Source organism: Virgibacillus halotolerans, assembly GCF_016908515.1.
Taxonomy (GTDB): Bacteria; Bacillota; Bacilli; order Bacillales; family Amphibacillaceae; genus Virgibacillus_M; species Virgibacillus_M halotolerans.
In genome coordinates this window covers 133,706-157,642 of the sequence record NZ_JAFBEA010000001.1, presented here as the reverse complement: position 1 = coordinate 157,642, position 23,937 = coordinate 133,706, and the positions used below count along the sequence as shown (strand labels likewise).

General features: G+C 38.6%; 22 protein-coding genes and 2 tRNA genes. 3 read left to right on the top strand and 21 right to left on the bottom strand.

Annotated features, from left to right (window positions below):
- Positions 1-4 precede the first annotated feature (4 nt).
- The 7 genes from JOC34_RS00790 to hemA form a co-directional block, all read right to left on the bottom strand.
- Positions 5-1,258, bottom strand: a complete 1,254-nt coding sequence (locus tag JOC34_RS00790) for a LysM peptidoglycan-binding domain-containing protein (RefSeq protein WP_205134808.1) — start codon at positions 1,256-1,258, stop codon at positions 5-7.
- Between the two features lie 229 nt (positions 1,259-1,487).
- Positions 1,488-2,777 carry a glutamate-1-semialdehyde 2,1-aminomutase gene (gene hemL, locus JOC34_RS00785; protein WP_205134807.1) on the bottom strand — a complete coding sequence of 430 codons (1,290 nt, stop codon included), beginning with the start codon at positions 2,775-2,777 and terminating at the stop codon, positions 1,488-1,490.
- A 19-nt stretch (positions 2,778-2,796) separates the two neighbouring features.
- Positions 2,797-3,780: a porphobilinogen synthase gene (hemB, locus tag JOC34_RS00780; RefSeq protein ID WP_205134806.1), complete on the bottom strand. Its 984-nt coding sequence runs from the start codon at positions 3,778-3,780 to the stop codon at positions 2,797-2,799.
- A gap of 6 nt (positions 3,781-3,786) precedes the next feature.
- Complete coding sequence (locus JOC34_RS00775; protein ID WP_205134805.1) at positions 3,787-4,551, bottom strand: uroporphyrinogen-III synthase; 765 nt, start codon at positions 4,549-4,551, stop codon at positions 3,787-3,789.
- On the bottom strand, positions 4,548-5,480 hold the full coding sequence (gene hemC / locus JOC34_RS00770) for a hydroxymethylbilane synthase (RefSeq protein ID WP_205134804.1): 933 nt from the start codon (positions 5,478-5,480) through the stop codon (positions 4,548-4,550). The genes JOC34_RS00775 and hemC overlap by 4 nt, the downstream gene beginning before the upstream one ends.
- A gap of 23 nt (positions 5,481-5,503) precedes the next feature.
- Entirely contained in the window at positions 5,504-6,322 is an 819-nt protein-coding gene (locus tag JOC34_RS00765) for a cytochrome C assembly family protein (RefSeq protein WP_205134803.1), read from the bottom strand.
- An 18-nt stretch (positions 6,323-6,340) separates the two neighbouring features.
- Positions 6,341-7,702 carry a glutamyl-tRNA reductase gene (gene hemA / locus JOC34_RS00760; protein ID WP_205134802.1) on the bottom strand — a complete coding sequence of 454 codons (1,362 nt, stop codon included), beginning with the start codon at positions 7,700-7,702 and terminating at the stop codon, positions 6,341-6,343.
- Positions 7,703-7,982: 280 nt separating this feature from the next.
- Between hemA and JOC34_RS00755 the strand changes: the two genes are divergently transcribed.
- The 3 genes from JOC34_RS00755 (at position 7,983) to JOC34_RS00745 (ending at position 9,996) form a co-directional block, all read left to right on the top strand.
- Positions 7,983-8,534, top strand: a complete 552-nt coding sequence (locus tag JOC34_RS00755) for a LiaI-LiaF-like domain-containing protein (RefSeq protein ID WP_338062625.1) — start codon at positions 7,983-7,985, stop codon at positions 8,532-8,534.
- A gap of 65 nt (positions 8,535-8,599) precedes the next feature.
- Positions 8,600-9,163 (top strand): helix-turn-helix domain-containing protein, encoded by a 564-nt coding sequence (locus tag JOC34_RS00750; RefSeq protein ID WP_205134801.1) that lies wholly within the window; start codon positions 8,600-8,602, stop codon positions 9,161-9,163.
- The gene (locus tag JOC34_RS00745) at positions 9,127-9,996 is read left to right on the top strand and encodes an IS3 family transposase (protein WP_205134800.1); all 870 of its coding nucleotides are present in this window, start codon (positions 9,127-9,129) and stop codon (positions 9,994-9,996) included. The genes JOC34_RS00750 and JOC34_RS00745 overlap by 37 nt, the downstream gene beginning before the upstream one ends.
- A 199-nt stretch (positions 9,997-10,195) precedes the next feature.
- Here the strand turns inward: JOC34_RS00745 and JOC34_RS00740 are convergent, their stop codons facing one another.
- From JOC34_RS00740 to JOC34_RS00675, 14 genes are all read right to left on the bottom strand, one after another.
- Positions 10,196-10,936 carry an amino acid ABC transporter ATP-binding protein gene (locus JOC34_RS00740; RefSeq protein WP_275577662.1) on the bottom strand — a complete coding sequence of 247 codons (741 nt, stop codon included), beginning with the start codon at positions 10,934-10,936 and terminating at the stop codon, positions 10,196-10,198.
- Between the two features lie 13 nt (positions 10,937-10,949).
- Positions 10,950-11,615, bottom strand: coding sequence for an ABC transporter permease subunit (locus JOC34_RS00735; protein WP_205135891.1), 666 nt, complete (start codon positions 11,613-11,615; stop codon positions 10,950-10,952).
- A 137-nt stretch (positions 11,616-11,752) separates the two neighbouring features.
- Positions 11,753-12,538 (bottom strand): transporter substrate-binding domain-containing protein, encoded by a 786-nt coding sequence (locus tag JOC34_RS00730; protein WP_205134799.1) that lies wholly within the window; start codon positions 12,536-12,538, stop codon positions 11,753-11,755.
- Between the two features lie 315 nt (positions 12,539-12,853).
- Positions 12,854-13,438 carry a ribosome biogenesis GTP-binding protein YihA/YsxC gene (gene yihA, locus JOC34_RS00725; protein WP_205134798.1) on the bottom strand — a complete coding sequence of 195 codons (585 nt, stop codon included), beginning with the start codon at positions 13,436-13,438 and terminating at the stop codon, positions 12,854-12,856.
- Positions 13,425-15,755, bottom strand: a complete 2,331-nt coding sequence (lon, locus tag JOC34_RS00720; protein ID WP_205134797.1) for an endopeptidase La — start codon at positions 15,753-15,755, stop codon at positions 13,425-13,427. Before lon ends, yihA begins: the two co-directional genes overlap by 14 nt.
- 224 nt (positions 15,756-15,979) lie before the next feature.
- The gene (gene clpX / locus JOC34_RS00715; RefSeq protein WP_205134796.1) at positions 15,980-17,260 is read right to left on the bottom strand and encodes an ATP-dependent protease ATP-binding subunit ClpX; all 1,281 of its coding nucleotides are present in this window, start codon (positions 17,258-17,260) and stop codon (positions 15,980-15,982) included.
- Positions 17,261-17,612: 352 nt separating this feature from the next.
- A complete protein-coding gene (gene tig / locus JOC34_RS00710) occupies positions 17,613-18,899 on the bottom strand; it encodes a trigger factor (RefSeq protein WP_205134795.1) in 1,287 nt (428 codons plus the stop codon).
- Positions 18,900-19,039: 140 nt separating this feature from the next.
- Positions 19,040-20,026 carry a tetratricopeptide repeat protein gene (locus tag JOC34_RS00705; RefSeq protein WP_205134794.1) on the bottom strand — a complete coding sequence of 329 codons (987 nt, stop codon included), beginning with the start codon at positions 20,024-20,026 and terminating at the stop codon, positions 19,040-19,042.
- Between the two features lie 247 nt (positions 20,027-20,273).
- Positions 20,274-20,347 (bottom strand) — tRNA-Arg (locus JOC34_RS00700).
- Between the two features lie 23 nt (positions 20,348-20,370).
- Positions 20,371-20,444 (bottom strand) — tRNA-Gly (locus JOC34_RS00695).
- Positions 20,445-20,575: 131 nt separating this feature from the next.
- Positions 20,576-21,085, bottom strand: a complete 510-nt coding sequence (locus JOC34_RS00690; protein ID WP_205134793.1) for a YfcE family phosphodiesterase — start codon at positions 21,083-21,085, stop codon at positions 20,576-20,578.
- Positions 21,086-21,109: 24 nt separating this feature from the next.
- A complete protein-coding gene (locus tag JOC34_RS00685) occupies positions 21,110-21,709 on the bottom strand; it encodes an XTP/dITP diphosphatase (protein WP_205134792.1) in 600 nt (199 codons plus the stop codon).
- Between the two features lie 12 nt (positions 21,710-21,721).
- Entirely contained in the window at positions 21,722-22,480 is a 759-nt protein-coding gene (gene rph, locus JOC34_RS00680; RefSeq protein WP_205134791.1) for a ribonuclease PH, read from the bottom strand.
- A 321-nt stretch (positions 22,481-22,801) separates the two neighbouring features.
- Positions 22,802-23,887: a GerMN domain-containing protein gene (locus JOC34_RS00675; protein ID WP_205134790.1), complete on the bottom strand. Its 1,086-nt coding sequence runs from the start codon at positions 23,885-23,887 to the stop codon at positions 22,802-22,804.
- Positions 23,888-23,937: the final 50 nt, after the last annotated feature.

The window sequence follows — 23,937 nt, the reverse complement described above, 5'->3', positions numbered from 1 at the left end:
CTGGTTATTTTTCCTTTTGCATCGGGATATTTAATAATTGTCCTTCTTCAATGTTATAATCTTCATCTAAATGATTTTGTTTAATCAGTTGCAATGCACTAATATGATAGCGTTCCGCAATGGATTCGATCGTGTCTTGATCCTGTACAATACATAGTTTCATTTTGGTATATTGGCGTTCTTCCGGTTCCCTGAACATGTCGGATAAGTATGTGACACCTTCTACTCGTTCCGAACTTTCTTCCTCTTGTTCAGTTGCTTCCACGTCCACGGAAGGAGATGGAGATGGTATGTCTGTTATTTCCGATAAATCTTCCTCCGGTTCCTGTGATGGAAGCTTCTTAAAAAATTCTGCTAACGTTTTTGTTTCTTTGTATTTCCATCTGTCAGGATCGACTTCATCCTGCTCTTCTTCCGCTTCTACCACCGTATCCATTTCTGCTGGTAGTGCTGGCGGATGATCTGTGTTCAGTAATTCCACAGCATCTGCAGATTCTTTTTGCTGTTTTTCCTTCATTTCAAATTGAAATGAATCGCCCACTTCCACTGCTTCTTCACGGCCCTCTATTTCTTCCTGTTCCCGTGATTCATGATCTTGTTCCCGAGATTCTTCCTGTGCATGTAATTCATGATCTTGTTCTCGTGATTCTTCCTGTACCTCTAATTTATGGTCCTCTTCCTGCGTTTCACGTTCTTGTATCTCTTCTTCATGGTCCTCTATTTCATTTAGGTCTTCGGCAAGTGTTTCATCCAACGACGCTTCTTCCTCTAGGGCTTCTTCCTCCAATTCTTTCTCAGCTTTTCTGGCAAATGGTGCTTCTATTTCGCTGTTGATGCCTTGAATTTCAATGGTAGAATAGAGTTTTAATTGACTTGGGTCAGGTATTTCATAATCGAATGCTTCTATATTTACCGTGATATCATTTATATCGGTCACCCGGTATGCAGGTACCGATATTTCAACGGGAAACCGGTGAGAAAATGCTGCCACATTGTTTACCGTATCCACTACTTTTTCCACATAACGCTTTGCCTGATAATCCGTAAAATCGGTAATTTGCTCTTGTTCCGTTGATACAATCTTCTCAAACTCACCCTGAAGTTCAATTTTACCTACAATTGAAATATAATCATTATAGGTTTGAATCGTAATTTCGGGATCTAATGAAATACCTCTCATTTCAGCAACTTCCTGTCCCTTTTCAAAAAAAAGAGATTCATTTAACTCAAAACTAAATACTGATTCGTCATTTGACAAAGGACTTCCTCCCTTCAACATATTAACCCATATACTTCTATGTCTTAATTATCTATATGAAGCACCCAGTGGTGATATGCTAAAGTGACCTTTTACAAGTAAAAAAACTTTCGGTTGGCAAGACTGAAAGGCCGGTCTAGGGGCTAAGTTGCACGCTTAATGGTTTACTTTCATAAAGCACAAATAAAAAGAAGCTATCCTCTAAAGAATAGCTTCTCATGCTTATTTATTACTTTTCAATCCGGGAAAATACATTCCGGATGGCCTGAATTGTTTGTTCAATATCGTCATCAGTATGGGAAGTAGAAAGGAATAATCCTTCAAACTGAGAAGGTGGTAAAAACACGCCTTCTTCAATCATTCCCCGGTAATATTGACTGAAATAATCCAAATTAGCAGTTTGAGCCGTCTCAAAGTTAATTACAGGCTCATCCGTAAAGAATACGCCAACCATAGAACCGGCGCGATTAATATATAGTGGGATATCAAAATCAATAGCAGCCTGTTTAAAGCCAGCGACCAATTTATCCACTTGCTGGTTAATTGCTTCATAGGAAGATTCGTCAAGTGCACTTAATGTTTCATAACCCGCAGTCATTGCCAAGGGGTTACCGGATAGTGTTCCCGCCTGATAAATTGTACCTGTTGGCGCAACATTTTCCATGATTTCACGTTTTCCACCATAGGCACCCACTGGCAGGCCGCCACCGATTACTTTACCTAAGCAAGTCAGATCCGGTATGACATTAAAATGCCCTTGTGCACAATGATAACCTACACGAAAGCCTGTCATCACTTCATCAAATATTAATAGCGTACCATTATCTTTCGTAATTTCTCGTAATTGCTGAAGGAAGTCTTCCACCGGTGGTACAACACCCATATTGCCTGAAACAGGTTCAACAATGATTGCTGCAAGCTCGTCTCCATATTTTTCAAATGCGTAACGTACACTTTCTATGTCATTATATGGGACCGTGATCGTGTTACTCGCAATCGACGCTGGGACGCCCGGGCTATCCGGCAATCCCAATGTAGCGACACCGGAACCCGCTTTAATGAGCAGTGAGTCACCATGCCCATGATAGTTCCCTTCGAATTTGAGAATTTTATCTCTCCCGGTATAACCCCGTGCTACACGTATTGCGCTCATCGTAGCCTCTGTACCGGAATTCACCATTCGCAGCATTTCAATGGATGGTACCCGGTCAATAACAAGTTGAGCCAGTTTATTTTCTAAAACTGTTGGTGCACCAAAGCTGGTCCCTTTCTCAACAGCTTCTTTCAACTTCGAAACAACGTGATCGTCTGCATGTCCCAAAATCAGTGGACCCCAACTTAAGACATAATCAATATATTCATTACCATCAATATCCGTAATCTTAGATCCTTTACCATGATCCATAAAAATCGGGGACATACCCACTGATTTAAATGCTCGGACCGGAGAGTTAACCCCACCAGGCATTAAGTCAACTGCCTCTTTATAGGCATCAATTGAATGATTAAATTCCTTCACAACGATTCACCTCTATGATTTATTTTTCATCCAGCCATGTTGCTACATCTTTTGCAAAATACGTGATAATCAAGTCTGCTCCTGCTCGCTTCATTGAGGTTAGCTTTTCCATCACCAATTCTTTTTCATTGATCCAGCCATTTAATGCTGCAGCTTTTACCATCGAATATTCTCCACTTACATTGTAAGCAACCACTGGTACATTAAAATTGTTTTTCACATCTCTTACAATATCAAGATAGGACAATGCAGGCTTAACAATTAGAAAGTCTGCCCCCTCTTGCATATCCGATTCAGCTTCCCTTAGTGCTTCTTCACGGTTTGCTGGATCCATTTGATAGGTTTTACGATCACCAAATTGTGGTGTACTATCGGCTGCATCACGAAACGGACCATAGAATGCTGAACTATACTTAACGGCATAGGACATAATCGGAATTTGTGTAAATCCTGCTTCATCGAGCGCTTGACGAATGACGGTTACAAAGCCATCCATCATATTCGAAGGTGCGATGATATCTGCACCTGCTTCTGCTTGGGAAACAGCTGTTTTTGCTAATAGTTTAAGTGATTCGTCATTGTCAACATCATGGTTATGGATCACACCACAATGTCCATGTGATGTATATTCACATAAACAGGTATCCGCAATAACGAGTAAATCTGGTACTGTTCTTTTCGCAATCCGAGTCGCTTCTTGAACCATACCGTCCTCAATAAAAGCACCTGTACCTTGTTCATCTTTTTCTTTTGGCACACCAAAGAACATGATGGCTTTAATACCGAGTGCATCAATTTCCTTCAGCTCTTCCGCTAACAGGTCCAAAGATACCTGATACACACCAGGCATAGAAGGTACTTCACGCTTCATGTTCTCCGCCTCAATGACAAACAGCGGATAAATTAAATCATCTTTTCGTACATGGTTTTCCCTTACAAGTGAACGCATCGCACTGGAAGATCTTAAGCGGCGATGACGTTTAAAATCAGTATTCATTGTCATTCTTATCTATCCTTTCATTGCTAGATGATTACACATACTTGTTAACATTCCATCTATTGTAAACTCCTCGGGTGTAAGGATCATTGTAAATCCATGCTCCCGTGCACGTGCTTCAGTCGTTGTACCAATGCATACACATTTCTTTTCGTAATCTTCCACAGCCATCTCTGTGAAAGCATCAACAGTGGATGGACTAGTGAACGTAATAAAATCGTATCTTTTTTCTTTTAACACTTCATTTAACCGTCCAGCCATTTTATAGTTGAAACCTGTTTCATACACTTCTATTGCTGAAAAATCTACCCCAATTTGGGAGAACTTTTCGGGAAGTACGGTTCTTGAGCGATTTCCTCGGACAAGTAAAAACGAACCTTCGACAGTAAAATGAGTAAGAAACTCACGGACCATATGCTCTGCATCATAAACGGTTGGAATAAAATCAGCAGAAATGCCATGTTCCTTTAGTGCGTTTTCCGTTTTATGACCAACGACTGCTATTTTAATACTTTTCAATATAGCTGGCTGAATATGATGTTTGTGCAATAATTGGAAGAAACAATCCACACCGTTGGCGCTTGTGAAAAAAACCCACTGGAATGCTGCTAACGATTGAAACACAGACCTATCCTCCGGGCGATCTTTACAAATAATTTCTAACAGTGGCACTTCCACGGGGTTGCCACCATACTGCACTATCTTTTCGGCAAATGCGCTTGCCTGTTTCTGTTCTCTTGTGATTAATATCTTTTTATTTTGTAAAGAAGTCGTCATTTTTGATTAAGCGCTTCTTTCACTTCATTAATAATATCTAATGCACCTTGTTTAATCAGTTTATCTGCTGCTTCCTTTGCAACTGTGGCTGGATCTGTACCTCGAACCAGTTCTTTCAAAATCGTCTTGCCGTCAGTAGAGATAACAGTAGCTTGCAATACAAGTTCTTTGTTATCAAGTTGGGCATAAGCGCCAATTGGGAACTGGTCACTTCCTTGAAGAATTTCAAGGAATATTCGTTCCGCTTCAACCGTTTTTACTGCTACTTGATCATTTATCTTCGCTAGGATGTCACGGATTTCCACATCATCAGTACGACATTCAATTGCAAGTGCCCCCTGACCAACAGAAGGAATAAACGTATCCACAGGTAAATATTCGGTTATGTTCGCTTCGCTTAAGCCAAGTCTATTTAACCCTGCGACAGCTAATATGATTGCATCATAATCTTCCGTGTGTAACTTTTCAATGCGCGCATCGATAGCGCCACGAATCCACTTGGTCTGTAGATCCGGTCTAACAGCCAACATTTGCGCTTCTCGGCGCAAACTGCTCGTGCCGACGATTGCTCCAGTTGGTAGATCCTTAAACGCAATATCGTTTTTCGCAATATAAGCGTCACGGGGATCTTCTCGTTCAGGGATCGCTGCAATCGTTAACCCTTCAGGCTCCGTAGCGGAGAGATCTTTCATACTATGAACAGCAAAATCTATTTCTTTATCATACATTGCTTGTTCAATTTCTTTCGTAAAGATGTCACTTCCGCCAACTTGGGACAACGCGACATCCAGTACACGATCCCCTTTTGTTACAATTTCTTTTACTTCAAACGGGTTTTCTACGCCTGCTTCTTTTAAATCTTTAATCACCAGGTTTGTTTGCGTAAGAGCTAATTTACTGTTTCTTGAGCCAACAACTATTTTTCTCATACTTCATCCACCTTCTATGTTAATTAAAAATGAAAATTTGATAATGAACTGGATAATAAAAAGTTTATTATTAAAATCAAAAATGCAGCTACATTAAACATGGAGATTGTTTTCCCCTGATATCCTTTTACAAGACGTAGCAGTAAATAAACGACATAGACGCCTAGCACGAGGATTGATCCAGCTGTCTTCATATCAAACCAATAAAATTCTGCCTTGGAGACATACGCCCATACAACGCCTAAAATAATAGCAATCAACAGGAATGGTACTCCAATTGTTACGGCCCTAAATGAATAAGTGTCCAATTGTTTTAAATCACCAAAACGCCACATCCAGCGTAATCCCTTTTTCCGTTTCAGAAAACGATATTGAATCATAAACATTAATGAAAACAAGAAGGATATCGTAAAGAATCCATAAGAAACGATCGCCAATGTGATGTGTGAAACAAGTATTTCATGTACGAACTGTATCCCACTACTGAATGTTTGTTTATTCGCATTGGATGTAATATATAATAGTAATATAAAAAATCCAAATACGTTGATAAAAAACACAATAAAGTGCGTTGGAAACAGCCGACTAATAATCAATGAAAAAGTAACTAGTATCCACGCATAAAAAAACAAACTGTCATTTAATGTAGCAATAGGGAAATTTCGGTTGATCAACACTTCATACAATAAAAAAACGGTTTGAATTGTCCAAACCATACCAAGTAACCAGAAGGCGACCTTGTTCACCTTCTGGTTACTTTGAATAAAATCAATAAAATACCCGATAATACTTAAACCATAAATAATAAGAATGATTTCATAAAGCCACTTCAGTTCAAACATCCTTGAAATCCTTTCTTTTTAAATGGTTGTGATACGTTCAATAAATGAAAATGGTGTTTTAATTTTACTGATTGTTTCATTTTTTTCAGCTTGTTTTTCAAATTCTTGCTTTACTTCCTGCTCGATTCCAAAAATCTCTGTAAACAGCTCTAATGATTCGTCCGCACGGTCACTTGCAGCCATTTCTTTCGCCTGTGTCACCGGTTCTTTTAAAAGCTGATTAATAATACTTTTTGTATGTTTATTAATGACTTTCTTCTCGCGTGCTGTCAGATCCGGAATCTTTCTTTCAATGCTTTTAACTGTTTCAGCCTGAATAGACAGTGCCTTTTGACGCAATGCAGAAATCACTGGGACAACACCAAGTGTTTTTACCCATTCTTTAAAGATAACAATTTCACCCTCTAGCATGATTTCAATTTCTTGAGCAGCTACTTTTCTCGCTGCCAAATTCTCATCCACAATATGCTGTAAGTCATCAATGTCATAAAGAAAAACATTATCCAAGCTAGCAATAGCAGGATCCAAGTCTCTTGGTACTGCGATATCAACAAGAAAGAGTGCCTTTCCCTTTCTTTTCTTTTGAATTGGCGCTAACGTTTCCTTGGTTAGCACAGCATTGCTTGCACCTGTAGAACTAATTAATATATCCGCATTTTCTAATACACTGGTTAAATCATCCATATGTGCTGTTTTCGCCTGGAACTTCTCTGCTAAAGCTACAGCATTTTCATACGTACGATTAATCACGGTGATTTCTGTTGTCCCGGATCCTTGCAGGTTTTTAGCAGCAAGTTCGCTCATTTTACCTGCCCCAAGTATCACAACATGTTTATCTTTTAGATCACCAAAGATTTTTTTACCCAATTCAACCGCCGCATAGCTGACAGAAACAGCCTGCTCACCGATCGCCGATTCATGCTGGGCACGTTTAGCAAACGTAATCGTCTGTTTAAACAACTCATTAAAAACAGTACCAGTCGTCTTCGCTTTTTGTGCTTTGAAAAAAGCATCTCTAACCTGACCAAGGATTTGTGTTTCACCCAAAACCATGGAATCAAGTCCTGCCGCTACCCGAAACAGATGTTCTAATGCACCATCCTCTTCTGCAATACGCAAATAGGAAGAAAATGCTTCTTTATCGAGATCAAACCAATCTGCCAAAAACTGCTTAATATAATAACGCCCTGTGTGCAGTTGATCAACAACTGCGTAAACCTCCGTACGGTTACATGTAGACACAATCACGTTTTCCAAAATGCTTTTTCGTGTTTTTAATTCTGTCATCGCTTCACTTAATGTTTCTTCTGAAAACTGTAGCATTTCCCTTATTTCTATGGGAGCGGATTTATAATTAAAACCTACTTTTATTATATACAATTTACCTACCTCCAAAATAGTTGCAGGAGGATGTTCAATTTTTTTGAACATACCTAACTACACTGATACGAAACTAACTTTTAGGATATCAGCATAAGTGAAAACTACTCCTTTGTCTTCGCCTTAGGACCTTCTTTATAATTTTGTACGAATAAATGATTATTTATAAATTTCTTTATCTACATTATATTATACCATAAATCGCTGCACACTTTTTTTGAAAATGTGAACAGAATCTGAAACAATATGGTAGGATAAAGCATGTAAGATGTTAATATGAATGTACTTTATCACACCATTAGCCTATAATCAAGAAATCGATATTGAACAGCAAAGGAATGATACCATGAAGAAGCAAAATACGTTTGCGGCATATTTACTTATTGGTGTTGGGGCATATTTTCTTTTGCGACAACTTAAAATACCAATCGTAACCGATTTTTACTCTTGGCCAACATTACTTATTATTGTTGGTTTGGCACTTCTTATACATAGTTACACAGCAAAAAATTATCAGAACCTATTTGTCGGAACAATTATCCTAGGACTTGGGATCCATTTTCACGGAGTGGCACATTACCCTTTTTGGATTGATCATTGGGCCGTATATCTGCTGATTGTCGGGATTGCCTTTCTTGTTCGCTATGTACATACAAAAGCAGGACTTTTCCCCGGGATGCTGCTTATCGCTATTTCGGTCATTATGATATTTTCCATTAATCTTCCTGTATGGTTTGATTGGGTCTATATTGTTGTTGATGTTATTGAGAAATTCTGGCCAATCCTATTGATCATCATCGGCATCTATTTATTATTCAAGAAGAAAAAATAATCCACTCCACACGGTACCGACCCCTGAAAGTTAGAGTAGAAAATCTAAATTTCAGGGGTGTTTTTATGGCTAAATATAGTGAAGCATTTAAAATAAAGCTTGTGACTGAGTATTTGCACGGGAATCTTGGATATAAATCATTGATGAAAAAATATAATATGCCTAGTACTTCACCATTAAAAAACTGGGTGAAATCTTATAAAGTACAAGGAATGGAAGGATTAAGACGAAGAAAAACGAAAGAGGAGTATACTGTTCAATTTAAATTAGATGCGGTACAATTTATGCTAGAAACAGGTGCTTCTTATTTAGAAACTGCAGTTCAATTTAATTTGAACAACCATTCCATGATTCAACGTTGGTTGAAAGCATTTCGTGAACAAGGGATAGAAGGCCTGAAACCAAAATCAAAGGGGCGACCTTCTATGTCTAAGAAACCTAATAAACAGAAGAAAAAGGAAGAAAAGAAGTTAACACGCGAGGAAGAATTAGAACGCGAGAATGAATTATTGCGACTGGAAAATGCATACCTAAAAAAGTTGAGAGCTTTTCGAGAAAGTCCGAATGCCTTCCACGAAAAGCACAAGCAAAGGTGGCATTCGAGCTCAAAGAAGAAGGATTCCGATTAAAAGATATTCTCCTTGTCGTGGCCATTCCGGAAGCAACTTACCACTATCATGTGAAAAACTTTGACAGAGAAGATATGGACACAGCATTAAAAAACATTATTATAGATCTATTTAAAAAGTTCCATGAACGTTATGGCTACAAACGGATCACGAGAGAATTAAAGAAATTAGGATATGGGATCAACCATAAAAAAGTGTATCGGATTATGCGAGAACTTGGATTAAAATGTGTGAAGTTCATGCGTAAATCTCGTAAATATAATTCATATAAGGGGCATGTTGGGAAAGTAGCAAAAAACCGCTTATCCCGCCGTTTTAGCACACCTATTCCGCTTCAAAAATTAGTAACAGACATTACAGAATTCAAATGTCTAGGCGAAAAGAAGTTATATTTAAATCCCATTCTTGACCTTTATAATAGTGAAATTATTGCTTGTGAAATCAAGGAACGTCCAACATTAGATCTTGTCATGAAACCTTTAAAAGAAACCATAGAGATAATAAAGAATCGTGCAACCTATTATCGCACCACCATTCATTCAGACCAAGGCTGGCATTATCAGCACAATCAATGGGTGAAGACATTAAAACAAAATAAAGTATTCCAAAGCATGTCACGCAAAGCAACCTGTGCAGACAATGCTTCGATGGAGAATTTCTTTGGCATTTTAAAGCAAGAAATGTATTATGGGGAAGCATTAGTAAGCTATGAAGAATTAAAAAGACGGATTGAAAAATATATCAACTGGTATAACCATGAACGATCAAAAGAAAAATTGGCTGGATTGAGTCCAGTAGCATACCGAACTCAATCCAGCCAATTAGCTGCATAATAAAAACTTTAACTTTTGGGGGTAACCACCCACTGGAGGGATTATTTTTTTCTTTTTATCGCAGTTTGGCTCAACTAACATTAAGTGGAATAGGCAGGCTATATCGCGAGGCCTGGCACTCCGGTTAGTAGAGCATTGTCACAACGTCCACACTAGCACGTGCTGTGCGTTGAAAACGCTCTCCAAATAAAGCTTCACTTTATAATATAGAACTCAAAAACGCTTGCGTGCGCTTCTCTTGTGGATTATCAAACAAGTCACTTGGTGTGCCGCGTTCCACAATTTTACCTTCATGCATATATAAGACCCAATCAGATACTTCTCTGGCAAAGCCCATCTCATGGGTAACCACTACCATCGTCATACCTTCTTTTGCCAACGCCTTCATTGTTTCTAGGACTTCCCCAACTAGTTCAGGATCAAGTGCCGACGTTGGTTCATCAAATAACATAATATCCGGTCTCATTGCCAACGATCTCGCTATCGCGACACGCTGTTTTTGACCGCCGGACAATTTTTCTGGATAAACGTCTTCCTTATCTGCTAGTCCTACTTTATCTAATAATTCTTTGGCATCTTTGATTGCCTGTCTTTTCGATGTGCCTTTTACTTGTGTTGGTCCTTCAATCACATTTTCCAAAACACTTTTGTGCGGGAATAAATTAAAATGCTGAAACACCATACCTACTTTTTGTCGCACCTTATTCAAATCTGATTTTTTTGGGTCAATTGACTTATCTTCAATCAGAATGTCTCCGCTATTTTTCATTTCCAAGAAGTTCAGACAGCGTAACAAAGTACTTTTTCCTGAACCACTTGCGCCAATTAAAACGACAACATTGTTTTCATCCACTGAAAAGTCAATATCCTTTAATACATGTAAATCACCGAAATATTTATTCAGTTTTCTCGCTTCAATCATTTTCTTAACTTCGCCCATCTTCTCCATCTCCTTAATCGCTCACTGCTAGTTTTTTCTCTGTGAAGCTAACGAGTAGCGTTAATAAGAATACTAGAATTAAATAATATACTGCACTAATCAACAGATAGGTCATAAAATCAAAATCAGCCGATCCCATCGTTGTGGATACATTAAATATTTCTGCCAAACCGACAAAAGCAGCCAAGGACGAATCCTTCAAGCCAATGATAAATTGATTCCCAAGTGGTGGTAGTGCCCTGCGTAATGCCTGTGGTAAAATAATCCGCTTCATTGTTTTCCAGCTCGTCATCCCAATGGATCTACCTGCTTCCGTTTGCCCTTTACCAATTGATTGGATGGCGCCTCGGAATATCTCTGCAATATATGCACCATTATGGAACGCTAAGCCAAGTGCAGCGGACCAAAATCCGCTAATTTGCAATGGACCATACGATAAACCGTAATAAAATATAAAAATTTGTACGATAAGTGGTGTCCCACGTACGAGAAAAATATAAGTATTTGCGATCCATACTAACACTTTAACCCCTGTTGTTTTAAGCAGAGCAAAAAACAAACCGATAAATATTGCAATAAAGATGGACAGCACTGTTAACCTCAAGGTAAGTACAGTAGCATCGAGAAAAATCCCCTTACTTTCAATAAATACTTCCCACAAATGCCCAAGATAATGGATAAAATCAATAAACACTTTTATCAACTCCAATCATTGTCAGTTAACAATTTGACCGAAATAGTTCAGCCCTTCACCGTGTTTTTCAACGACAAAGGGCTGAAACTGTTCATTACTACTCTATTTGTACAAATCACTGCTTATTCCGGCTCCTCCGTAATATCTGCTTCAAAATATTTTTCACTCAGCTCAGTTAATGTTCCGTCTTCTCTTAACGTTTCTAGGGCTTCGTTGATTGCATCCAATAATTCTGGATGGTCTTTTCCGACTGCTACGGCCTGTTCACTTCTTTCAATCATTTCCTTATCGACAATATCAAGATCAGATGCAATGGCTTCTTTCCCTGTTAGGAAATCAGTGATCACCGCATCATGATGTCCTTTCTCAAGTGCTTGCAATGCAACAACATCACTATCATATGTCTTCACATTGTCGGTTACCTGTTCAGCATATTCGGTATATGTCGACCCTTTCGATAAACCAATTTCCAATCCCTCCAAGTCTTCCAATGATTCCACATCACTGTCCGGTCTGACAAAGATCTGTGCTCCAGAATAGTAATAGGGTGTTGAAAAATCCACACTCTCCGATCGTTCTGGTGTAATCGTGTGACTTGCGACTGCCGCATCAAATCGACCCGTTTTTACGCCTTCAACAATTGCAGAAAATTTATAGCGTTCCTGTTGTGGTTTCAACCCCAACTCTTTTGCAATCGCATTACCAACTTCCAAATCAAAACCTGTCATTTCGCCGCCACCTTCTATGTAACTGAAAGGTTTAAATTCCCCCGATGACGCAAAAGTAAATGTACCTTCTTTCACAAGATCATAACCATTCCCAGAGTCGATATCCTTATCATCCGACCCGCAAGCAGCCAACAATAATATCATTATCATACAAATAAAAGCAAGATTCAGTCTTTTCATAAGCTAATCAACCTTTCAAAATTATCATCGTTATAGAACACTCTCCTCATAAAACATAAAATACCGCTTACATTTTTAAGTGTTTTTAGCAATGGTTAAAAGTATAACAATGAAACTTTTCAAAATCCAACTGCTAATTACCGTATATATCAGACTATAACCACATAATGAAATGTGACGTTCATTTAACGCCTATTAGCTTAGTTATCCCAACAAATACTAATCATTACGCCTTTACCCTTTCAATTATTTCATAAGCGTGAAATAATTCGGCATAGGAAAACCGCTTCTCATTCCATGAAAAGCGGTTTTTGCTCAGGCTAAATATTTCCTCACCAGTGCCCAGGCTGCTTCTTTTCCTTCACCTGTTTCCGAGGAAAATGGCAGTAAATTATCTTCTGATTGGATTTGAAAAGCTTCTTTGGATCGTTTAACATGCTGGGATCTTTTATTTTTTGGAATTTTATCAAGCTTGGTTGCAATAATAATAACTGGTAGATCGTAATGCTTCAAAAAATGATACATTTGTATATCATCTTTTGAGGGCTCATGACGAATATCTGTAATTAATAATACAGCTTTTAGTGTGTCTCTTGTTTGGAAGTATTCTTCCATCATGCCGCCCCATTTTTCTCGTTCTTTTTTCGAAACCTTGGCATAACCGTATCCAGGAACATCCACAAAGTAAAAGAAATCGTTAATCCGATAAAAATTTAATGTTTGTGTTTTCCCTGGCTTGGATGATGTTCTTGCCAGGCTTTTTCGTTGGATTAGCGTGTTAATAAATGACGATTTACCGACGTTCGATCTTCCCGCTAACGCAATTTCAGGGATTCGATCTCCTGGGTATTGCTTCTGACTAACTGCACTGATTACGATTTCTGCATTAGTTACCTTCATTGTTGTCCTCCACTAGTGCATGTTTTAACACTTCATCTAAATGATTTACTTTAATAAATGTCAACCCTTTACGAACACTTTCCGGTATTTCATCAAGGTCCTTTTCATTTTGTGCAGGCATAATAATAGTCGTAATACCGGCCCGGTGTGCACTTAATGATTTTTCTTTTAGTCCACCAATGGGTAACACCCGACCGCGAAGGGTTATTTCTCCCGTCATTGCAACCTCTTTTTTTACTGCTCGTCCAGTTAATGACGAAACAAGTGCGGTTGCCATGGTAATGCCTGCGGATGGACCATCCTTTGGAATCGCTCCTTCTGGTACATGAATATGAATATCATATTTTTCATGGAAATCTGGATCAATATGGAGTTCATCTGCTCTGGAGCGGATATAGCTAAACGCTGCTTGGGCAGATTCCTTCATTACATCCCCAAGTTTTCCAGTTAAAGTAAGTTTTCCTTTGCCAGGATAATGGGAAACTTCAATCGATAAAGTATCCCCACCCACTGTGGTATAGGCCAGACCGGTCGCCGCCCCAACCTGGTCCTCCCGCTCCATTAGACCGTAACGGAAAAGTGTCTTCCCTAATAATGTTTCTAAGCTTTTTTCTGTAATAACAACGCGTTTCTTTTCGCCTGAGATAATGATTTTAGCCGCTTTTCTACAGAGCGTAGCGAGTTGCCTTTCCAAGCTACGGACCCCAGCTTCACGCGTATACATTCTGATCAGCTTTAATAAAGCTTCATCCCGTATTTGCAGGTTCCCTTTTTGTAACCCATTTTCTTTAATCTGTTTCGGTAGTAAATGTTCCTTTGCGATGTGCAGTTTTTCAACTTCCGTATACCCAGCAATGGAAATTAACTCCATGCGGTCCAATAACGGACCTGGAATTTGATTGACATTGTTTGCAGTGGCTACAAATAGAACACTGGATAAATCATAGGTTTCTTCAATAAAATGATCACTAAAATTGCTATTTTGTTCCGGATCTAATACTTCCAGCATAGCTGACGACGGATCCCCGCGAAAATCATTGGCCATTTTATCAATTTCATCTAATAAGAAGACGGGGTTGATCGTTTCCGCCCTTTTCATTCCTTGAATAATTCTACCTGGCATCGCACCAATATATGTTCTTCTGTGTCCCCTGATTTCCGCTTCATCACGAACACCACCCAATGAGATTCTAACAAAGTTACGATTAATCGATCTGGCAATCGATTTAGCTAAGGATGTTTTCCCTACCCCCGGCGGACCAACTAAACAAAGAATCGGACCTTTAATGGATTTGGTAAGCTTTTGCACGGATAAATACTCCAGTATACGTTCTTTTACTTTCTCCAGTCCATAATGATCTGTATCCAGTATTTCCTCCGCATGATCGATTTCAATTGTATCCTGCGATTTTTTTGTCCATGGTAATGCTAAGAGCCAATCTAAATAATTACGAATGATAGAACTCTCTGCAGAGCTTTGTGGGACCTTCTCATACCTATCCAGTTCCTTTAATGCTACTTTCATGATGTCTTCAGGCATATCGGACTGGTCGATTTGCTCTTTCAACTGACCGACTTCACCATTTTTGCCTTCTTTTTCTCCCAGTTCCTTTTGGATTGCTTTTAATTGTTCACGTAGATAATATTCTTTTTGCGTTTTATCCATTGAACTTTTTACACGCTGTCCGATTTTTTTCTCCAAATCTAATACTTTTTTCTCATTTGATATGATTTTAATTAAGTACTGGAGTCTGTTTTGGATATTTTGAATCTCAAGCAGCTCTTGTTTATCCTTAACTTTCAAAGCAAGGTGGGAGGTGATAATATCTGCCAATCTTCCCGGCTCGTCTATATCTGAAACAGTTGCGAATGTTTCTTTCGTTATCTTGCTGGATAATTTTATGTAGTGCTCAAATTGTCTTAATAAAGAGCGCATCAAGGCTTCTTCTTCATTGATATCCCCGTGGACATCCTCAATCCCCTTTATATCTACAACAAATTCATCCTTTAATTCAATAAATCGCACAATTTCTCCCCGGTGAAGCCCTTCCACGAGTACCCGCATTGTACCATTGGGAAGCTTAATCATTTGATTTACTTTTGCTACAGTTCCTACCCGATAAATATCATCCGGTTTCGGATCGGTTAAACTCACCGTTTTTTGTGCTGCCAGAAATATCGTTTGATCACCCATCATGGCCTTTTCTAAAGCGGCGATGGATTTGTCTCTGCCTACATCAAGATGAAGAACCATTGCTGGAAAAACAAGTAATCCGCGTAAGGGTAGGAGGGGGATCTGATTGATATCTTTTGTCATGGTATGTACCTCCTAAGGTTATGTATTTTTTCTGTACACTATGAGATAAAGTTTATAGAAAATCTGACCATTTGTAAAATTTATATCCTGCTTGGTTTTAGTATGACCTGTTACGTATTTACTTATCAAAAAAAGAAGAGACTAACATGGGCATCACCTCGTCTACAATAGCAAGCGTTTGATATGCCAGTCAGTCTCTTCTATAGCTAAAAATCTTTGCTTAATCAGGCACTCTCTTTTGGATGTTTTTCGTTGCCCTCTGTCACTGTTCCATCTCTATAAACAAGTTTTGGGTGACTCTCTTCGCTGAGAACTGTTTCTTTTGTAATTACACATTTCTCAATATCTTCTCTTGATGGTAATTCAAACATGACATCAAGCATGATACCTTCGATAATGGAACGTAATCCACGTGCACCTGTTTTACGTTCAATCGCCTTCTTGGCGATTTCCACAAGTGCTTCTTCTTCGAATTCTAATTCGACGTCATCCATTTCGAATAGCTTCTCATATTGTTTAACAAGTGCGTTTTTAGGTTTAGTCAAAATTTCAACTAAAGCATGTTCATCAAGTGGCGTTAAGCTTCCTACAATAGGAACCCTACCGATAAATTCTGGTATTAAACCATAACTCAACAGGTCCTCGGGTAATATTTTCGAAAGTAATTCTCCCATGTCCAGATCTTCCTGCTTTTCATTGGACCCAAATCCAATTACTTTTTTACCTAGACGACGCTTGACCACTTGATCAATTCCATCAAACGCACCGCCAACGATAAATAATATATTTGTTGTGTCAATTTGAATAAATTCCTGATGCGGATGCTTACGTCCTCCTTGAGGCGGAACACTGGCAACCGTGCCTTCTAGAATCTTCAGCAATGCCTGCTGTACACCTTCACCGGATACGTCTCTGGTAATCGACGGGTTTTCCGATTTACGTGCTACTTTATCGATTTCATCAATATAGATAATTCCCTTTTCAGCCTTTTCAACATCGTAATCTGCTGATTGAATTAATTTCAGGAGAATATTTTCTACATCTTCACCAACATAGCCTGCTTCTGTTAAAGACGTTGCATCGGCCATTGCAAATGGAACATTTATAAGTCGTGCAAGCGTTTGTGCCAAAAGTGTTTTACCACTACCTGTTGGTCCAATCATAGCAATATTACTTTTCGCCAATTCTACATCATCTGTCGTACTCTTTGGCGAATTAATTCGCTTGTAATGGTTGTAGACCGCTACAGATAAATTCTTTTTTGCTTGATCCTGACCAATTACATAATCATCCAGGGTAACGCGAATTTCCTTTGGTTTAGGAATTTCTTTTAATTCCGTTTCCTCTTCCGTACCCAGTTCTTCTTCTACAATTTCTGTGCAAAGTTCAATACATTCATCACATATATAAACGCCAGGTCCTGCTACAAGCTTACGGACTTGATCTTGGCTCTTTCCACAAAATGAACATTTCAATTGTCCTTTTTCTTCATTAAACTTAAACATTTCCATTCACCCCTAAAAGTTTAAATCTGCTTCTTAGTGTATGCCTAGAATTCAACTTTCATTGCCATCATATCAGATGGGAATTAAAACACAAAGCAATATACTTGTTTTCATTATGGATAATATTTTTTAAATGTCAAATCAAACTACTTATACTATATGCTACTTCCATTATTTAAGTCGTTGATTTGTTTACCATTCCACTGTATGCCTTAGAAAACCTGGCTTTAACGCCAAAGCTAGAAATAGGCATATACTTTCTTTGCTGCTAAAAACATAAAACAAGGTGCGATATGTTTCACACCTTGTTTTCATTCACTTTATGGATCTGCAATTAACCTGTAAGAAAGGTTTATACTGTTTTACTATGCTCTACGAGAAAGTCAATTCCTTTTCTCATTTTCAGATCTTCTTTAATGGCATCTGCGTTTCCACCGAGCATTTGTTTTAATTGCTCAACCTCAGTACCATACATTGAAGCCATTTTTTCCAATTCAGCATCCACATCTTCATCAGATGCTTCCAGACCTTCTGCATTAACAATTGCTTCAAGTGTCAAGTTTGTTTTTACACGTTTCGCTGCATCATCTTTCATTTGTTCTTTTAATGCATCTTCATCCTGACCTGAGAACTGTGCGTACATTTCCATCGTCATGCCTTGTGCTTGCAAACGTTGTTCAAATTCACGAACCATTTGCTCCAGCTCGGTGTCAACCATTGGATCAGGAATATCCACTTGTGCATTATCAGATGCTTTTTCGATTAAAGTTTCACGTTTTTGATTATCAGCCGCTTGTTTCTTTTGCTCTTCAAGCTCTGCCTTTTTCTTTTTCTTCAGTTCGTCGAGTGTTTCTACCTCTTCGTCGACATCTTTCGCAAATTCATCATCTAATTCAGGAAGTTCTTTGAATTTAATATCATGAATCTTAACCTGGAAGGTAGCTTGCTTACCTGCTAAATCTTCTGCATGGTAATCTTCAGGGAATGTAATTTCAATTTCTGTTTCCTCTTCAGCAGCTTTACCAATTAATTGTTCTTCAAATCCAGGAATAAACTGACCGGATCCAATTTCCAATGAGTGGTTTTCACCTTTTCCACCTTCAAAAGCTTCTCCGTCCATGAACCCTTCAAAGTCCATTACAACAGTATCGCCTTGTTCTACAGTACCTTCTTCTTTAACAACAAGTTCTGCCTGATGTTCACGTTGGTGCTCAAGTTCATGGTCTACGTCTTCGTCTGTTACTTCAACAGATTCTTCTTCGACTTCTAAGCCTTTGTAATCGCCAAGGGTCACTTCTGGTTTAACCTCTACTTTTGCTGTGAAGATTAAAGGTTCACCTTGTTCAATTTTCTCAATATCCACGTCCGGCTGAGCAATTGGCTCAATACCTGCTTCATCAATTGCTTGTACATACGCATCAGGTAATGCAATGTCTACCGCATCCTGATAGAGTGATTCGACACCAAATCTTTTTTCAAAGATTTTACGTGGTATCTTACCTTTACGGAATCCAGGGATCTGAATATCCTTTACAACTTTCTTGAATGCTTTATCTAAAGCATCATCAAATTTTTCCGCTGGTAATTCAAATGTTAGTACGCCTTCGTTACCTTCTTGTTTTTCCCATTTTACTGACATAAAAGTTCCCTCCAAAATCTATTGTGTCCATTCATTACTCACGTTCATAACTAACGCTAGGGTTAGATAATGATCTATTTTACAACCATCTCATTATAACATAATTCATTGGGCTTTCAAATATTTGCAGTCCATTACGATTACGCCTCAATTATACTCGAATATAATGATTCACACATATTAATTTCTTCTATGTAATGCTGTACTTTATCATTCAATTCATCTGCATGATTTACAGGTAGATTCAAATACTGTTCACCTATGTATCGTAGCGCTTCAGCGATTGCTGGGACATCTTCTTCCTGCGGCATCAGCGGGTAACGAACATATGCATAACGGTAAAGCAACTGATCGATCATCGTGAATAATGTTGGATTTTCCTGTTCAATACTATTGATTAGCAATCCAATTTCTTTTATTGCCGTATTTGATTCAATATCTAGAAGCTCCATTGGTTTAACATTTACTTGCGCATTTAACTTATGTATTTCCACAGTTTGCGAGATTTCTTTTTCCCGAAGCCAATTTATAATGGCTGTTTTTGTTACCGGATGAACCAATTCATTTTCCAATAGTGCAATAACCTCATCCGTGGGATTCGATTTCATGTTACGCAAGTTTTCCACAAGACGCCATTGTTTTGTATGTTCCTCATTTTTCACCGCGCGCAGTAAATCGTCAAAATACACTGTGGATTTTTCATCAATAACATTTTCCTTCATTTTCCAGCTTATATCGTAAAGTTGCTGGAATTGCTCCCTGATTGATTCTGGTAATGAGCCATCTTCGAATTCATGATTAACTTGTTCGATTAAAAGCTCAAATTGATTGGTTTGAAAAAGTATCGTTAAATAAATATGTACATAATGATAGTAATTATCGTCTTTGTTTTTATTTAAAAGCAGTGTCTCGCATATGTCCTGCGCTTCATCAAAACGGCCTAATTCTATTAAGCACATTAACTTACCGACAACAATTTCGTGGTCATTAATATCATAGCTTAATAACTTGTTTAACTTTTCCAGTGCTTCTTCAAACCTTTTTTCTTTTAATGCTTGTAAGCTTTCTTTTTCCAATGCTGTTTTCCATTTCGGAAAAAGAATGACATTATCGGATTGTTTTACCATAGATTCCCTCCATTCTTTATTAATGTTTCTATTTATAGTATTAAAAAACAGCTAATAAATATACATACCCGATTGCCTGGCTTTTAAACCTTTTTCCGGCAACTTTCTGCTTACATTGTTAACAGTTTTATGGCGGACACCCTTATAGATAAGAAAAATCCATCATACAACAGTAGGTCATCGGCTGATTAAACGATTGCCTTCACGGTTGATATGACGGATTTTTAGGACTTTCAGGTAGCATGAGTGTCCCAGGCAGGATTCGAACCTGCGACCCACAGCTTAGAAGGCTGTTGCTCTATCCTACTGAGCTACTGAGACATGTCGTGTGTGTTATGTATTTATGGAGCGGGTGATGGGAATCGAACCCACATCATCAGCTTGGAAGGCTGAGGTTTTACCACTAAACTACACCCGCATGCGTTAGATACTTTTTAACGGACAAGACTCATTATATGCATTAACATAAAATTTGTCAACAGGTTTTTATTTTTTTATTATTGAACGCCTATCATATAACATATTTTAATGTATGATAGGCGTCATTTTTTATGCAGATGTCCAAAGGGTAAGTGCTTCGACAATTTCTCCCTGTACTGTATAAAAAGTTACATTTATTTCATCTGTGTTTTCCCATTCCATAATAGCATACGTTTTTTCTTTTCGGGCTTTTGGAAGTCGAATACTTCCTGGATTGATGAATAATTGCTTATTGTTCTGTTCTGCTCCCGCAATATGTGTGTGACCAAAGCAGACGACCTGAGCATTCTCCTCTGCCGCACGGTACGATAATGACATTAAATTAGCCTTCACATTGTATAAATGCCCGTGTGTAATAAAAAATGTCAGACCATCAATCGTTAACTTTTCTTCATTTGGATAGTTTGTATCAAAGTCACAATTCCCTGCTACTTTTACAAAGTCTTCCAGTTCATCTGCATCATAATCCAATTCAGAATCCCCACAATGAATCATATGTTGTAATTGATGGCGCTTTTTAATATCTTCCAGTTCACGAGTTAGTCCATGGCTATCACTTAAAATAAGCACCTTCGTCACTTGATACACCTCCGGCTCTGAATCCTATAATATATCCTGTATCCATTCATCTAAGTGAAGGATTGCGTTTTTGCGATGACTGATACTATTTTTCACCCCAGCGGAAAGTTGTGCCATTGTTTCTTGATAGCCTTTTGGAATAAAGACCGGGTCATATCCAAAACCGTTTTCTCCCGCTTCGGAAAAAGCTATCGTCCCTTCACAATAGCCCTTACGAAAAATGGTCTTTTCGCCTGGAACGGCAATTGCAAGAACACATACAAATCTTGCAGTACGTTCTTCCAAGGCCGTAAAGGCTGTTAATTCTTCCAATACTTTGTTCATGTTTGCCTGATCACTTTTTGGTTCACCTGCATACCTCGCAGAATAAATACCTGGCCTACCATCTAATGCGTCAATCATTAGACCTGAGTCATCGGCCAAAACGGGTTTATCAAACAATGATGCCATCTGTTCGGCTTTTAAAGCAGCATTTTCCTCAAAGGTTGTCCCTGTTTCTTCAACATCAGGAATATCTCCCTGCATATCTAATAAAGACATTGCTTCAATGCCATAATCAGAAAAAAATTGCTTGAATTCTATTGCTTTCCCTTTATTCTTTGTCGCTATAATGATCTGCTTCATATATTAAACACCTCAACGATTCGTTGTAACTGTTTCTCCAATCCGATCGCTTAATTCTCCCAGCGTAGCTTTTTGTGTTTCAAGAATTTCTTGCATTCCTTCATTCGCAAGCTGAAGCATCGTTTGCAATTGGTTGTTAGTAAATGTTGCTTCTTCCCCAGTTCCTTGAATTTCAACAAATTCACCTGATCCGGTCATAACAACATTCATATCCACATGTGCTTTAAAATCTTCTTCATAGTTCAAATCTAAAATTTCAGTGCCATCTGGTAGCACACCAACAGAGATCGCCCCTAAAAAGTCTGTTACAGGCATTTTACTAATGGTTTTCTTCTTCAATAACTTTCCAAAAGCAAGTACCACAGCAACAAAAGCACCTGTAATCGACGCTGTTCTTGTACCACCATCCGCTTGGATTACATCACAATCAACCCAAACTGTTCGTTCGCCAATTTTATCTAAATCAACTACAGAACGTAGCGATCTACCAATTAATCGTTGAATTTCCATTGTTCTGCCGCTTACTTTCCCTTTAGAAGATTCCCGAATATTTCTTTGGTCTGTAGCACGTGGTAACATCGCATATTCTGCCGTTATCCAACCTTTACCTTGTCCCCGCATAAAAGGAGGTACTCTATCTTCGATGCTGGCATTACAGATCACCTTCGTATCTCCTACCTGAATTAAAACAGAGCCTTCCGGGTGCTTTACAAAATTTGGTGTGATGGTTATCGGTCGTAAACTGTTTACCTCGCGTTGATCATTTCTCATCTTAACTCCTCCTCATACATTTCATAGCTTAACATATTCTACACCAAATCAGCACGTTAATACATCACTGACCTTACTTGGATTGTTAGAAAAGCAGGCATTCGCCAAACCTTTATCCGCGCGCCTTCGCTCAACGAAAAAGTCCTTTTCGTCTGCGATAATCGCTCCCGTAGCATTCCTTTGTGCATTTACGACGCAAAGGAATACTTGTACTGGCGTTGTGCAGGACGTCGCGTTTTTAGCCAGTGGGCAGAATGAAATAGGCTAATGCTTTCTTGCCAAAAAAATAAACATAGAGGCTCTTGCTCACGCCCCTATGAATTATAGTTTTTCAGATGGGATAAATGTTTGTTTGGTCACTGGTTCAGTGTATGCTTCCCCGTTCTCATTTACTAATTCATCTACTTTTTCTACCTTTATATTAACAGCTTTAACCTGCTGTTGCTCTGTCAATGTTCTAACCAATGTTTCCATCACGTCATCTGCTATCACTGGTTGATCTGCTTCTTTTAGTAATTCTTTATTAAATTCGAGCTCCAGCACACCATCTTCAAGCTTTGGCTTGTTGGTTAAGACTGTATCTGAATTAAACACTTGCTCCACATTGGTATCTAATCCTGGACCTTTAATTAACGCCTGTACAATGGATGCGTATGTGTCATCATCTTCTTTATTGTTTACATATTGGGTAACAGGCACGTAATAGCGACTGTCATTATATTCTTTTGGATAATACATCGTCACTGCTTTACTGTTTACGAAATCTAACGTATCTGTATCATCAATATTAATTCCATTTGACCGAGAATACCCTTCATTAATTGGCGTGCCATTTACAGGCATTTCAGATTGTGGATCACCATCAATTCGCAACTGGATATCCTTCACACTGTCAAACTGGGTTAGCGTATGTGTCATTGCTTCAAGTATTACTAATTCCTCTTTGGCCTCATAATCTTTAAATTCTTTGGAGAAGTCTACAATCATTGTCCCATCTTCTTGTAAATTAACGCCTAAAACTTCGGTTCCTTCAGGTAAAACAGCCTGGAATCCGTTTGGCAGCAATGATGTTACCGGGCCGCCCTTTACTAAATACTCTAGTACCTGTGTTGCGACTTCCTTCGTATCTGGATTCGGTAATTCTAAAGTCTGTGCAGCGACCATGCCATTAGCATCAATTAAGAATAACTGCCTGGCTACCGTTTCCACTTCCGGTTGATCCTCTTTTTCTTTTGCTTCATCCACTGCTTCTTCTTGCTCACCTGACTCGGCATCCCCTGTTTTATCTACTGCTTCTGCACCTTGCGGCGGATCCACTTCTTCTAACGATTGTTCCCCCTGAAAGCATCCCGACAATACGATGGTAAGGGTCATTGTTCCTGTCAAAAGTATACTGCGCTTTAACATGTCGTTCCCTCCTACGATGGTTTGTATTACTATATATACGAGCCCATCGC

Coding starts and splice junctions, on each gene's coding strand:
- hemB (WP_205134806.1), bottom strand. CDS start 3,780: ATGACAATGAATACTGATTTTAAACGTCATCGCCGCTTAAGATCTTCC.
- JOC34_RS00775 (WP_205134805.1), bottom strand. CDS start 4,551: ATGACGACTTCTTTACAAAATAAAAAGATATTAATCACAAGAGAACAG.
- hemC (WP_205134804.1), bottom strand. CDS start 5,480: ATGAGAAAAATAGTTGTTGGCTCAAGAAACAGTAAATTAGCTCTTACG.
- JOC34_RS00765 (WP_205134803.1), bottom strand. CDS start 6,322: ATGTTTGAACTGAAGTGGCTTTATGAAATCATTCTTATTATTTATGGT.
- JOC34_RS00755 (WP_338062625.1), top strand. CDS start 7,983: ATGTACTTTATCACACCATTAGCCTATAATCAAGAAATCGATATTGAA.
- JOC34_RS00750 (WP_205134801.1), top strand. CDS start 8,600: ATGGCTAAATATAGTGAAGCATTTAAAATAAAGCTTGTGACTGAGTAT.
- JOC34_RS00740 (WP_275577662.1), bottom strand. CDS start 10,936: ATGGGCGAAGTTAAGAAAATGATTGAAGCGAGAAAACTGAATAAATAT.
- JOC34_RS00730 (WP_205134799.1), bottom strand. CDS start 12,538: ATGAAAAGACTGAATCTTGCTTTTATTTGTATGATAATGATATTATTG.
- yihA (WP_205134798.1), bottom strand. CDS start 13,438: ATGAAGGTAACTAATGCAGAAATCGTAATCAGTGCAGTTAGTCAGAAG.
- lon (WP_205134797.1), bottom strand. CDS start 15,755: ATGACAAAAGATATCAATCAGATCCCCCTCCTACCCTTACGCGGATTA.
- clpX (WP_205134796.1), bottom strand. CDS start 17,260: ATGTTTAAGTTTAATGAAGAAAAAGGACAATTGAAATGTTCATTTTGT.
- tig (WP_205134795.1), bottom strand. CDS start 18,899: ATGTCAGTAAAATGGGAAAAACAAGAAGGTAACGAAGGCGTACTAACA.
- JOC34_RS00705 (WP_205134794.1), bottom strand. CDS start 20,026: ATGGTAAAACAATCCGATAATGTCATTCTTTTTCCGAAATGGAAAACA.
- JOC34_RS00685 (WP_205134792.1), bottom strand. CDS start 21,709: ATGAAGCAGATCATTATAGCGACAAAGAATAAAGGGAAAGCAATAGAA.
- rph (WP_205134791.1), bottom strand. CDS start 22,480: ATGAGAAATGATCAACGCGAGGTAAACAGTTTACGACCGATAACCATC.
- JOC34_RS00675 (WP_205134790.1), bottom strand. CDS start 23,887: ATGTTAAAGCGCAGTATACTTTTGACAGGAACAATGACCCTTACCATC.